The following is a 13,584-nucleotide window of genomic DNA, read 5'->3' as shown; positions in this document are numbered from 1 at the left end:
TTGAAATCCAAGTGGATATCCATAGTTTTATTGTTTGTTTTACTTATAGCTTCTATTCCATATGTACCTCATATAGATGCTGCAGAAAGAATAATAGAAGTCACAAACTACAGAACTGAAAACACCAGAACTTTTAGAAATTCAAATCTGACAGAAACAATCGATGTATTCCCTTTTCCTATTTTCACTAAAAATGAATTAGGTAAATATCAACCAACAGATGTAGGCTCTGAGGTAAAAAATATTGGCTATGTATCTCAATCTGAGGGTGACAGCAATTTTATTAGTGATAATCAGGTTTTAATAGGAACCGATGAACAAGGGGAATACCGAACGTATATTAACTTTGGTCAGGAGCTTCCAAACTTAGAGGGTAAACTATTAGTAGACGCCACCTTAAAACTTTATAGCTTAGATGGAATTGCCCTTTCAAACGGTTCTTTTTCCCTTCATAAGGTTCTAAACGAATGGAAAGCAACAGAACTTACATGGAATAATCAGCCTGAATTTTCTCCTCTTCCAACAGAAACAAATGTATCAGCGGGTTCCACACAGTCTTGGTCTATAACTGAATTAGTAAAGGAATGGTACGAAGAACCAACTGGAAATCATGGTGTAGTTTTAAAAAGCTCCGAACCATCGATTCTGTCATCCATAAATAGCTTTTATAAAACTAACAGCAACTTAAATCTTATCCCAGTACTACAAATTACTTATGAATACCCACCAACAGTTCAGGTATCATCTTATGGATTAGGTCTCAATTCTGGAAAAGGCGTTATTGAATTGAGTTGGTTTCCTGTACAAGGAGCAAAAGGGTATAAGGTCTTAATGTTCAATGGGAAGGACTATGAAGAAATTGATGTTGGTGATTCCCGTTCATGGTCTAGCCGTAATAAAAATGTATGGCCAACTACTGAGCAAATAAAAAGTGGCGTTTACCAACTCCGTCTTGATGGTTCGGGAGAGGATTTGGACGATCAAGCAGTTAAGGTCTATGAAAATGCTGATGGGAATAGTATGAACCGAAAATCATACTATTATAAGATTTTGGCCCACAACGATTACGATGAAGTAGTTACTGAGGAAATTGCTGTGTCAATTCCAGACCAGACAGCACCGAGCATGCCGGCTAATTTAAGAATGCTAGATGAAGACATTGAGAGTTTCACGATCGCGTGGGATGAATCTATTGATCTTGGCTCAGGAGTTAAAGGATATAATGTGACACTCACAACTAGCAATGGTCAATACTATCCGATGTTCACCAATACAAATTCGATAAAAATACCTAAAGATCTACTATCATTGTATACTCCATATACCATTACCGTAAGAGCCACAGATAATTACTACTCGCAAGACGGAAATTATTCTGCTGCCTCTGTGATTAAAACGCAGGCACGTTTAAAAAGAGATTCTAGGATTCTTAATTATTCTAGTCCTAGTGGACAACTAAACTATGATTCTACAACATTCCTTCGTTTTACTTTTCGAAATGAAGGTGCGGAAGAATGGTCAAATGAAAATGGTTACGAATTAAGAGCAGAAGGAATTGACTTTGTTGAACCTTTTAAAATTGGCGAAGTGATTAAATCTGGGGAAGAAAAAGCATTTGAATTCTATCTCCCCGGGGGGTGGCCTGTTGGCGATAAAGAAGTAAAATGGCAGATCTATCAGAGGGATGTAGGACCCATTGGTGATTACGTCGAGAGGACATTAAGATTTGTTGACATGACAGAACCAGAAGTTATGTTAACATCACCTATATCATACGATTCTGTATCGGGTAACGTGCCTATAACGGGAACCATAAAAGATTATAGTCTAGATAGTTACAACGTTTTTTATGGGGAAGGAAATTCCCCAACTAGTTGGACGAAAATTGCTACTGGAACTTCACAGCAAGATATACTTGGAGTTTGGAATACTAAGGGATTACCATCTGGCCTATATACCATCCGACTTGAAGCACTTGATACCTCTGGTAACCGAACGACAATCGATAGAAAGGTTTATGTAAATATTCCTCCTTCCGCTCCAAACGTTTATGAAGTGGCAGACCATTCAACTGTAAAAGGTATGGCTAAGGCTGGTTCAACGGTAATTGTAAAAAAGAATGGAGCTTTGATTGGTAGTGGCATATCCGACAAGAATGGATATTTTACTGTTTCCATTCCAAAGCAAGTGGCAGGAACGCTCCTAACAGTCACAGCCAAAGATGCTTTCGAAAATACTAGTCTACCTACAAGTGTCGTTGTTTACGATCGTACAGCACCTACGATTCCTGTCGTAAATACAGTAGCCAATACATCAACTGTTGTAACTGGAACAGGAGAAGCTGGTTCAAAAATTAGTGTCTATAAAGGTTCAAGTCTATTAGGAACTGCAACCATTCCTTCTAATGGAAAATTCTCTGTAAAGATTCCTAAACAGACGGAAGGCACAGTTTTAGTTTCAAAAGTAACAGACAAGGCAGGAAATATTAGTTCCGCCAGAAATACCACAGTTATTGATAAGCTTGCACCAGCTACACCTAAGGTAATCGACATTGCTAATAATACTAAGACAATAATTGGAACAGCAGAAAAATACGCTACAATTAGAGTAAAAAGAGGCACTACAGTCATTGGAAGTGCAACTGTAAAAGTAGACGGAAAGTTCTCGTTGAATATTCCTCTTCAGAAGGATGGAACTATTCTCTATGTAACAGCAACAGATAAAGCCGGGAATGTTAGTGCTGCTGTGAAAAAGACTGTTCTAGATAAAATTGCACCGGCTATTCCATCAGTGAACACAATTCGGAATTATCACACTAAAGTAACCGGAAAAGCAGAACCTTATTCGATTGTGACAGTTAAAAGAGGAAGTGTGACACTCGGTACGGCCAAGACTAATTCCAAAGGAAGTTATTCTGTTTCTATTAAGAAACAAAAACGCAAAAGTCTCTTAACAATTACAGCGAAGGATAGTAAAGGTAATGCTAGTAAAGGACGACAGTTCTATGTAAAATAGAGGCATTTTTTGCCTCTATTTTTTTTGTAAATTTGATGCGAGTCCACATGCCTTCTAGCATAATAGTTCCATACCTTATTGAATCTGATACCAGTAATTATTTTCTTTTAAGAAATTCTCCATCTTATAAGCACTTTCCGTTCCCTCAATAAATTGGCCTATTTTAAACGTTAAACTTCCGTTATCTTCCTTCCTTGAAGGTTCATACCACCAATTATTCTCCTGAATATCCACCTGTATAAAAATAGATCTTCTTTAGAATCTTCTTCAACCCAAATATTTCCACCAATCCATTCACATGTCCTTGAGCAATCTGATCCAGAAAGGATGATTGTTTTAGTTTTTCCGCTTCCACTGTATTATCAACAAATCCATTTTCAGTAAGGATCGCAGGCATAGTGGTTTCCCTTACTACATGAAAATCCGCTCTCTTTTTACCTCTATCAATGAAACCCGTCTGATTTACAATTTCAGGATATAGGGTATTTTGATAGTTTACTGAATCTTGACTTGCAGACGGATATATAACTCTCAAAACCAATTCCTCCACCCGCGTTTATATGGACGGAAACAAAGTAATTTGCTCCCCAGTTATTGGCCATATCGGTTCTTTGTAAAAGCAAAAGTGTACTATCATTATCTCTAGCTAACATCACGTCTATATTTTCATAACCTACTAATATTTCCCGAATTCGTAGGCAATCATAAGGGTTGAATCCTTTTCTCGTAAGTCATTTCCAACCGCTCCAGAATACGTTCCACCATGTCCAGGGTCGATAAATAGTTTAACCATCTCCATTTCACCTCTTTCCTTATATGTATATTGATCTCTTCGTTAAATAGATTATATTTCCAATTTTATGAAATGAAAAGAGGAACTGTATTATTAAACACCGTTCCTCCATAACACTTTTAATTAAGCATCTATTAATCCAATACAATTAATTATCTATGAGATTGCTACGATAATATATGGATATCAATAAAGCGAAGCAACGGACTGATGATTAAATCTCTTCCGTACTTTCAAGAGCCCAAACCTTGTACCCATTAAAATCGGAATTATTCACGCGATACGTTGAGTTAAACTTCTTTCTAGTCGTTGTACCATCTGAATAGTGAATATCATACTCTTCAGTAGTATGCACTAGATACCAATTGCCTTCTTCGCTTTCTTCAAGTTCTTCATAATCAACTATTTCGACGTTAATTAGATCTTCTTTAATACCTTTGGACACAATATAATCAATATAATCTTTTGATTCATTATACGATTTTCCATCTGGATGGTGGAAATTTTCAACTAATGAGAAATCACCATTATTCATCGCGTCTACACTAGTGTAGATATATTCCTCCATAAAATCTTCAACATATGTATCCTCATATGACATAAGTTCTGGATATAACTTATTTTCATCAAATTCTAAGTATACTTCCTCAGTGTCATCCAAAACCTTAATTTCATTTGATTTAATAACACCCTTCTCCGTTTCATACTCTGCATGTAAAACAATCGAACCGTCCGTTGGAAGTGGACCAAATTCATAAAAATCCATTATTTTCGAACCTGTGCTTTTGCCGTTGACAAAAAGTGTACTATTCTCTTCATTAGAATAAACATCCACATACTTACCTTCTAAATCAAGAAAAACAGTCAACGCATTCTCCTCAGCCTCATTAAAGTCTAGCCTCACTGATTTTTTTAAATCAGTGTACTCACCCTTATATTCCCCTGTTAACTGGTTAACACCTGGTAGGATCCCCTCAAATGTTAAACTACCTTCTTCAGAAGTTTCTTTTTTACCATTAAACTCTATTACCACATCTTCATGATTTACTTCAACATTAACAACATATGGAACTGCTTCTATTTGATATTCCTGATAAATTCCAAACTTCTTTTTGCCTAGTACCAATTTCACCAATTCATTATTATTTTGATCATAGTATGAAGCAGATGGTAATCCATCCTCATCATAATATGAAATAGATTCATTCAAATTTTTGATTAATTGCGCTCTATCTTCTTTCAAAAATGACAGGTAATTTTTTATCTCCTTATCACTAAATTCATTATTAAAACCTGAGAAGTCCATCACCTTTTTAGCTTTCTTTACATCTTCTTCCTTTATCGCCTCTTCGAGTTTCGCTACCGTTTTCTCTGGAGAATATGTAGACTCTAAAAATTTGTGGCCCCCAAATCCTGCAGCAACAATTACCACTAAAGCTCCTATCATAATTTTGGTCTTTATGGTCATTGGCTTCTTAGGTTCTTGTGGAACTTGCGTATCAAAATTAGACGTTGGCGCACTATGATGGTCGTTTATTTGTGTAGTACCCCCATCAAACTTTTTCCCACAAGATGTACAAAAGTCTTGATTTCCTTTACGCTCTTGCCCACAATTTGTACAAAACTTCATTCGTTTTGTCTCCTTTATTTTCGTCTATGAATAAGAGGTCTGATAAATCCAGACCTCTTTCTTACTAAAACCCAAATGGATCAAAGTTATTAATCATATTCTCTATTTCATAGAAAGCTTGCTCTCCTAAAACAACAAACAAAATAGCAATACCAATATATACTAAGAAAGTGCAATAAAACGTATCTAAGCCTTTGTTAATTTCACGTTTAAAACTATAAACAATTAGAGGAATGATTAATGATGCCCCTACTAGCCCTAGAATCAAGAAAACTGCAAAGAAGACAGAACCAATTAATGAAATAATAAGTGCAATAAACAACAATGCAGTTGGTACTACTAAGAAAGCACCTAATCTAGAAATAACATCTAGTAGACTTGCAGGTGACTTACCTAATTTGATAACTCCAAAAATGATAACAGCAATTAATGCTAAAATAACAACTAATGTGAAAAATGGCTTTAAGACTACTGCAGAAAAACTAACATCCGGAGAATAAAAACTATCCTCAAGCAAACCCTTTAACCCAAAGAAAGTCATTAATGGAATCATCAACGCAAATAATACGATAGTAATTATCCCGTTTGTTAATTCCTTTTTCCCTATCCTCTCTGCAGTTGGTACAGGACTCTTTAATACTGAAAGGAAGTATGAAAAGTATAATTTTGAAATTGTTTTTCCCTTTTCTAAGTATTGCTGGCCGTTTCCTGGTACTGTTTGAGAATTTTGGTAAGATGGTGGAACTTGTTGATAAGATTGAGATGATTCCCCCTGTGAGGTTTGCACTTCAGGTGAACTCCCTGTAGTTTCAGGTAATTTAGTGCCACAACCCTCACAAAACTTCGCGCTTGTTTCGTTTTTTCTACCACAGTTAACACAGAACAATATATATCTCTCCTTTTTCAAAATATGGCTCTATTAATGAATAGCGATAGCGGGCTTTTATACCTTTACCAAAACTCTGTTATTTTTTTAAAATAACATAATAGATTGGTTAAAAATAATTGCCTCACTTTGATGAAAATATCCATCCGACTATTTAACACAGCCTTTAACGAGCTATTGAATTAAAATTATTTTCCTATATATAGAAAATAGTATTTTTTTATTATAATATTAAATACCTAAAGATGGTACTAGAAAATTGAAATAACTGTCGTTTTTGATAGGTTTTTTCCATTTTACATTACTTTTTCCTTATGTGTTAATTAATAGTAAAATAGAAAGAAGCAATCTTCTTGGTTTTATGCATTCCTAAACCGACGAGCCTCCATTGCAGCCATAGGTAACTTGCTCGATATGTCTCAGAAAGATTCCGAAAATAAAAAAGAAGCCAATCCATTTAGGACTGACTCCAACTCTTGTTATTCGGATGAATTCGTTTTATTTTCCCCTCTAAACTTCGTAATCTGGAAGGTATCGTCGTAGTTATAACCGTGTAAAATAATATCTAAATCATGAAAATAGCGATGTAGCTTTCTCATCGCTTCACGGTCATCCGATTTAACGACCGTTTCCGCCAAAGTTTGTATATTCTTAAAATCAGTGTTCAGTTCTTCATTTTTCACTTCTTTAATATGTGTAAGAGTTTCGATAATTGACTCAGCCTTCTCTTTTTGTTCTTCGTAGTTAGCCGTATCAATTCTTCCCCATGTTAGTGTTTCATCATAAAAAGCGTGTACTTCACTAATAAAGTCATGTCCCTTTTCTCCACTGTCTAAGACCATGATCTCTTCAGAAACAGGCGTATTGATAACCTCTTTTGAAAACTCTTCTTTTTCTTGCGTCACGGAAGAGCCCGCATCCGCTGCAACAGTATCTGATTGATTTGAGATTTGAAGTATGCTCCACCCCAGCAACACACTTCCACCAAAGAGAATGAACATCCCTGGTATAATCAATAACCACTTCTTCCAACCCATCCTGCGTCCCCCTTTGACCAGCAACATTGTAACAGAGTAAATCAGTAGAAAATTGTAGAAAAATGGAAGTTGCACTTTAAAAGTAGACCGCGTCATCTAAACGACACGGTTTTTATCTCGTTAATAACCCTCTTCCAAGATAACGGAAGATTTCTTTTTTACCCATATCTTTAAAGTCCTTTTTCTTCATTTTCGAAATGTCGATCGGCGTAAAGAATACTGTCTTGTTTTTGAGATTGCCTGGCTCTAAGACAACCAGCTCGTCAGCTTCAGCTTTGCTTGTAATTTCGTGAATGTTGTTTATTTCGATGCCTGTTTTGACTTTGCGCTTTTCAATGGTACCGTCATCTTTAAAAATATAGATATGGCCAGCACGTATCGCCTTGCTCGGCAGAGTAAGTGCGTCCTCTACTTCTGATGTCGTAATTTTGATATCCACATGGGAACCAGTATAGACTGCCGCAGTTTCAGCATCATCCTCAGATTCCACATTCGTACCCTCTTCCCCGAACTCCACCACAAATTGATACTCACTTTTCACCCCAACCTGAGGATCATGCTCCGGATTGACTCCGATTTTTTCGATCGTTCCTTCTCTTTTTCCAAATGAACCGTAAAGGGTTGCCGACATGCCCTCTTTAATTTCCAGCATGTCATCTTCATCCAGTAAACCAATTACTTGCTGGTCATTGGACGTTATCGTGACGACTGGATTTTGGAGATTATGAGAAATACTTTTTACAATTCCTGAAATCGGGCTATCTACTGTCAGGCTACTGAGTCCATCATCTGAAATTGAAACCAAATCCTCATATTTGTCGATTTCGGCTTCTATTCGACTTAATTGCAGCTCTTTTTCGTAGATTTCCGCATCAATCGAAGCGATCATAGCTTCATTTGAAGGGCTTTCTTCATCCTCGCTTGTCGCTAAGTCAAGGACAATGTCTTCCAAATTATCAATGTTATCTTCGAGGGCATCTTCCTCGCTTTCCAGCCTCGTGATTTCCGCTTCTAATTGGTCGATCGTTTCTTCCAAGTTTTTCGGTGAATACTCGAAAAGGGCTGTACCAGTTTGTACTTCTTCCCCTTCCTTCACGAGGAATTGCTCGAAATCTCCCGCTCCATTTTGAAAATAAACGTGTTCTTCCTCAACTGGTGCGATAACCCCCGGCTTCTCTTTTGATAAAACGAGATTCTGCTCTTTGATCTTACGCCACTCATCTATGTATGCTGCCCGCGCGATTTCACTGTCCTTTTTAAAAATGAGATAAAAATTCACAGCAACAAAGAGCACAATTACAGTAACAACCGTCCATTTTTTCCAGTTCACACTTGCTGCCCCCTTTAGAAAAGAACCTCAAATTTTATGAATGAAAATAGTGCTGTAAAAATCCAAATGAGTAGATTGATAGATAGGATTAATACTAGTAAAATTCGCTTACTTTTTTCTGTGACAACTTTTAAATAGGTGAATTGGATAAGGATCGCCCAAATTGCAAACAGAGAGATTTCCCCAAAGAAATTATGTACTAACTCGTGTTCGGATACATATTGGCCGATTACCCCTAGTGAAAATGGAGAGGATGCATAGTCCAATCCAAAGTATAGCTGCATGGGTATCGCGATCATTTTTTCAAAAAGAAAAATAGTGACGACATATAACTGAATTACGACTAATTTTCGATATTCGATATCTGTAAAAATCCAAAATATAAGAGCTGGTAAAAAAATGAGAATCCCGGTGACAATTACATATTGGATCACCTGCCCAATCGCGAATAATCCTTTGAGTGATTCGAATTCTGATGTGCTAGATTGATAGATTAGCTTGGACATTTGTTCATTGCCGATGCCAAAATAAGCCGAGATACTCGAGAGAATGAGGGCAATGATGAGCAGGATGGTGGTTCGTTTCCAAATGCCCGTATAGCTTTCTGCTTTGTGTAGTTGGTGTGCAGTTACATAAGGGGTGGTGAGGCCTTTCCATAGTCGAATCTGAAAGAACATGTAGAAACCTCCAACGATTTGTCATAATCTGTTATTTCCATTTTACAACAATTTTTGAAAGTAGGCACGTATTAGTCAGAATATTGTTGAAAGTGGTATATTTATACTAGGAGAAGAGGGGGTAAATGTAGGTATCGGAATTTCAGGTATATGTTCATATGGTGAATCGAAAAATTAGATAAATGCGCGATCAGCTCCGGTTTATGTGCAATAAAGTAGCAAAACTTACGCATACCATTCACAAAAGCGCGCGATCGCTTTGAAAATACTCGAATCAAAAGTCAAAGAGCATGGGATGATCAACTACTTGAAATTGTTTATAAGATTGCTACTAGAAACTTTTCTCAGCCATAACTAAAGCCTCCCGATTTTTTCATAGGAGGCTTTAGTTATTTTTAAAATAAGTAACGTTTTACATCCTTATAGAAATTCTCTCTTGTTCCAAAATAAACAAATTTTATATGGTTATCCGTTTCGTAATATTGATAACAGATTCGCAATGAAACTTGTTGGTACTTAATCTAAAATCTTTTAAATCTCCCTTTAACGGGGAACCGATTAAGGGTTCTTTCAGGATGCTACGTTGATGCTTACTGAATTCTTCAAAGAGCTTACTATTGCTCTTCTCCGTCTTTTTCAAGATTCTTTCCAGTTTCTTCGTCGAAGAATATGTCGAGTCCATTAAAATCTTCTCCTTCATCATCCTCCGACACCGCATCACTTGTAATGTCATTTAGAAATCCATCAATACGGTCATCCAAAAAGCTGTTGTATTCTTTCACTCGACGTGTAAATTCGTCGAGTAATTCATTACCAGAATACCCTTCATCCATTACCTTTCTTAAAATAGCTTCAATATCCTGCTCTTGGACGGACTTTTTTTGTTCTGGTTTGATTAGTATACAATCGTCTAGTAGATAAGCCTGGACCGTTTCCTCTATCCCTAAATAATCAAAAAAGGCCTTTGGTATCGTAAGTTGCCGTTTCGATGTAATTTTTATATCTCTATACTCACGAATATTCCCGAATTCGCTAGCTCCATTTTCAATTTGTAATTTCATACTATTTATCATCCTTTAGTTTCTTAACGTCTTTTATTTTCTTTTATCGTCTTCGAACAACTTCTCTCTAAAATTTTTATGTTATTCTTTTTGATTTTAATGTTTTTATGTTCGACTTTTATTCTCTATTCTGGACTATGTTTGTTATACATTTTCTATTTTTTATTTTTTTTTGCTAACTGGTGGGAATATTTGCTCACACACTTTTCCTTACTAAGTAAGGATATTTATTATCATACTCCTTTTTCTGAAAATTTCAACCTTACTTAGTAAGGAAATTTCAAAAAAGATGCTAATCGAGCTTTCGGCTAAAGGTTGCATATCCCAACGCCCATAGCGGACTTTCACCGCTTAGCTAGTGAACATGCACGGCACACTAAAAAACCGCCTAGACATTCTCTAGACGGTCCAAAAATGAATGAACACCCATTCATTTTTGCTTATATTTTACTTTGCTACATCAACTGTTGTTTCGCGGCCTTTTTTGAAATAAACAACCACAAACGCCAAAATGAGGAACGCGATAAGTACACCGAACAAAATACCTGTGTTCCCCCATGCCGAACCTGCGTTATCCAGTGAGATAATTGCTTTGAATCCAGCATTGGTATACGTCAATGGTAGGAAATTACTTAATGAACGTAACCCTTCTGGTAGCATCTCAATTGGCAAGTTGGAACCTGTTGTTGATAGCTGAAGAACAATGAAGATAAATGCAATGAAACGACCAATATTTCCTGCTGCAGCTACTAAGAAGAAGATAATCGTTAAGAAGGTTAAGCTGACGAAACAAGCAAACAATATAAACGCTAAGCTATTTCCAACTTCAAGATTTAAGACCAATAATACAAAAAGTGATACAACTACTGCCTGAATAATTGCTAATACAGCTAGGTTTAGGAATTTCCCAATAAACCATGAAATTCCGGAAGTCACCTCTGCTGGTTTTCGGAAATCAACCACGAAGGACATAAGTAAAATTCCGACAAATATTCCTAATGATAAAATATATGGTGCTGTTGAATCACGGTAGTATTGGTATCTATTCACTTTTTCTGGAGCAAGTTCAACTGGTGAGGAGAACATGGCAATATTATCATCGGTCACGTCAAGTGCACTTGCTTCCTCAGCACCGCTCTTCAGACCTGTTGCAAGCTCTTCGCTACCTGCATTCAGTTTAACCAGTCCTTCATCTACTTGTGTAACTCCATCTGTTAAAGAGCCCCAACCCGTTTGTACGGTAGAAGTTCCGTCACTTACTTGCTTCATTCCTGAGTTAAGTTGTGTGACTCCTGCAGTCATCGTTTTCCAACCAGTCTCAACAGTTGCATTCCCTGTTGAAATACGAGTCGCCCCTTGATTAAGTTTCGATACATTTGTGATCAGTGAGTTCCATCCTGTATTAATTTCATCAGAACCCGCTGCTAGGCGTGCTGAGCCTGCCTTTAATTCGGTTACTTTGCTATTAGCAAATTTTGCTCCATCGACCAATTGACCGATACCTGCTACAAGGGAATTGTCTCCTGTCGAGAGTCCATTGATTGCTCCAACCGCAGTATCCACTCCACCTTTAATGCCATCTGCATAGGATTTGATTCCCGCATTTCCTGCTGATACTGTCTGACTCAAAACCAAAAGTTTTTGAACATCAACATTATTAATTGTGCCATTGGCAGTGAAATACTCTATTAATTGACTATTCAATGTCGATGCAGCTGTTGAAATTTTAGGAGAAAGTGCGTACAATTCGTTACTTGCCCCTGCCAATCTTGCTATTTCCGGTCCAAATGCTTTCAGTTTTTCCCCTAATTCAAATTGTGTCTTTTCAAGCCCCGCAACCAGTGGTCCCATGGCCTCTGTTTGGAATCGTGCCACACCATCATCTAAGCCTGCAGCACCATCATCTAATTCCTTCACGCCTGGGGCCTTTTCCTTTAATGTTTGTAAAAGTAACCCTGTTCCTCCATTCAACTCCTTAGCACCTGCGGCCAGTGCGGTGATGTCCCTGGATTTTCCTTTTAGGCTAGATAAGAGTTCCCCGGTTCCGTTCTTCAAATCTTTCGCCCCATTGGCTAGCTTTGAGATATCGCTTTGCTTAGATGTAAGCGCTGTCAATAATTGACCTGTTCCATCCTTAAGTTCAGATGATCCCGTATAAATTTGTTCTGATCCATCCGCGGCTGATTGAACACCATCAGACAGCACACCAAGTTGAGAGAATAAATTCCTCACATACGTCTCCGTAATCTTGTTTCCCAATTGTTCACGGATTCGTTCTGTCGCGCTATTTGTTACCTGCGCAGCCATGAAATTGAGCCCCTCATTTTGAATATAGCGAAGCTCCAGTTGCTGTGGTTCAGGTTCTAATACAGTCGTGACATTTTTTGAAAAGTCTTCTGGAATCTCAATAACCATATAATAGTCTAGGTCTTCGAGTCCTTTTTCTGCTTCTGCCTCACTTACAAATTTCCAGCCTAAATCTCTACCTTTCTTGAAGTCCTCAATTAAGTCCCTTCCCACATTGATTTCTTCATCTCCCGACATGGCTCCTACATCCTTATTGACAACAGCTACCGGAAGATTGGATAGGTTGTCATACGGACTCCATGTTGCTGATAACAGCACAGCTGCGTACACAATAGGAATTAGTAACACAGCGATGATTGAAATTAGCACCCCTTTGTTTTTCGTAAGCTTTGCCATCTCAGCCCTAAACCATTTTAATGCCTCCATCTGATTTCCCCCTTAGGTTCATCTTTCAATCTATATAAAGATGGAGTTAGGCTAAGTAAAAAGCCTTTTGTTGTGCATTCCCATGCGTCTTATTCAATTGTTGGCACAACGCCATTTGTCTTTTTCCTTATCCACCTCCATTCGTATCATCTTAATATTCTAAATATTTATACAAAATCCTTCTTTAGTCTTGATTTTTTTCTTGATAAAAATAAAAAAAGCACCCCGAGATAAGATCCCGGGGTGTAGAAATGGAGATTGGTTTTGTTCATTTGAAGAAATTGAACAATGGGCGCAATCCAAATATAGAGATATTCGAATGCGTTTCGTTAGTACTATTAAAACACATATTTTAAATACATGATTTCGTCAATTTCAGCCGTTTTTTCGACAATATCCATAGAATTCTCCGTTTTTCATGC

At 37.2% G+C, this 13,584-nt stretch carries 9 protein-coding genes and 2 pseudogenes; 1 reads left to right on the top strand and 10 read right to left on the bottom strand.

The window, feature by feature from the left end; all coding sequences use genetic code 11:
* On the top strand, positions 1 to 3,015 hold the full coding sequence (locus tag FA727_RS13000) for an Ig-like domain-containing protein (protein WP_136831426.1): 3,015 nt from the start codon (positions 1 to 3) through the stop codon (positions 3,013 to 3,015).
* 214 nt (positions 3,016 to 3,229) lie between these two features.
* Here FA727_RS13000 and FA727_RS24955 read toward each other — a convergent pair whose 3' ends face one another.
* From FA727_RS24955 to FA727_RS12945, 10 genes and pseudogenes are all read right to left on the bottom strand, one after another.
* On the bottom strand, positions 3,230 to 3,550 hold the full coding sequence (locus tag FA727_RS24955; RefSeq protein WP_158318854.1) for an N-acetylmuramoyl-L-alanine amidase: 321 nt from the start codon (positions 3,548 to 3,550) through the stop codon (positions 3,230 to 3,232).
* Positions 3,486 to 3,808: pseudogene (locus FA727_RS25090) on the bottom strand (N-acetylmuramoyl-L-alanine amidase family protein). The gene FA727_RS24955 and the pseudogene FA727_RS25090 overlap by 65 nt, the downstream one beginning before the upstream one ends.
* Positions 3,809 to 4,022: 214 nt before the next feature.
* Positions 4,023 to 5,438, bottom strand: a complete 1,416-nt coding sequence (locus FA727_RS12980; RefSeq protein ID WP_136831417.1) for a zinc ribbon domain-containing protein — start codon at positions 5,436 to 5,438, stop codon at positions 4,023 to 4,025.
* Positions 5,439 to 5,502: 64 nt separating this feature from the next.
* Positions 5,503 to 6,225, bottom strand: a complete 723-nt coding sequence (locus FA727_RS12975) for a hypothetical protein (RefSeq protein WP_246041863.1) — start codon at positions 6,223 to 6,225, stop codon at positions 5,503 to 5,505.
* Between the two features lie 33 nt (positions 6,226 to 6,258).
* Positions 6,259 to 6,324 (bottom strand): annotated as a pseudogene (locus FA727_RS25085) (zinc-ribbon domain-containing protein); the annotation flags it as partial.
* A gap of 479 nt (positions 6,325 to 6,803) precedes the next feature.
* Positions 6,804 to 7,361: a hypothetical protein gene (locus FA727_RS12970; protein WP_136831415.1), complete on the bottom strand. Its 558-nt coding sequence runs from the start codon at positions 7,359 to 7,361 to the stop codon at positions 6,804 to 6,806.
* Between the two features lie 112 nt (positions 7,362 to 7,473).
* Positions 7,474 to 8,691: an efflux RND transporter periplasmic adaptor subunit gene (locus FA727_RS12965; RefSeq protein ID WP_136831413.1), complete on the bottom strand. Its 1,218-nt coding sequence runs from the start codon at positions 8,689 to 8,691 to the stop codon at positions 7,474 to 7,476.
* 14 nt (positions 8,692 to 8,705) lie between these two features.
* Entirely contained in the window at positions 8,706 to 9,368 is a 663-nt protein-coding gene (locus tag FA727_RS12960; protein WP_136831411.1) for a hypothetical protein, read from the bottom strand.
* Between the two features lie 614 nt (positions 9,369 to 9,982).
* Positions 9,983 to 10,429, bottom strand: coding sequence for an AbrB/MazE/SpoVT family DNA-binding domain-containing protein (locus FA727_RS12950; protein ID WP_136831409.1), 447 nt, complete (start codon positions 10,427 to 10,429; stop codon positions 9,983 to 9,985).
* A 447-nt stretch (positions 10,430 to 10,876) separates the two neighbouring features.
* Entirely contained in the window at positions 10,877 to 13,162 is a 2,286-nt protein-coding gene (locus FA727_RS12945; protein ID WP_136831407.1) for a YhgE/Pip domain-containing protein, read from the bottom strand.
* Positions 13,163 to 13,584: the final 422 nt, after the last annotated feature.

Origin of the sequence: Robertmurraya kyonggiensis (assembly GCF_005116465.1) — a bacterium.
Lineage (GTDB): Bacteria > Bacillota > Bacilli > Bacillales > Cytobacillaceae > Robertmurraya > Robertmurraya kyonggiensis.
Note: the sequence above shows the minus strand (reverse complement) of the source record. Positions and strands in the feature narration are given on the sequence as shown.

What these genes read in the sequence shown, in the direction of transcription:
- FA727_RS12960 (WP_136831411.1), bottom strand. Translation starts at nt 9,368, where the DNA reads ATGTTCTTTCAGATTCGACTATGGAAAGGCCTCACCACCCCTTATGTA.
- FA727_RS12970 (WP_136831415.1), bottom strand. Translation starts at nt 7,361, where the DNA reads ATGGGTTGGAAGAAGTGGTTATTGATTATACCAGGGATGTTCATTCTC.
- FA727_RS12945 (WP_136831407.1), bottom strand. Translation starts at nt 13,162, where the DNA reads ATGGAGGCATTAAAATGGTTTAGGGCTGAGATGGCAAAGCTTACGAAA.
- FA727_RS12950 (WP_136831409.1), bottom strand. Translation starts at nt 10,429, where the DNA reads ATGAAATTACAAATTGAAAATGGAGCTAGCGAATTCGGGAATATTCGT.
- FA727_RS12980 (WP_136831417.1), bottom strand. Translation starts at nt 5,438, where the DNA reads ATGAAGTTTTGTACAAATTGTGGGCAAGAGCGTAAAGGAAATCAAGAC.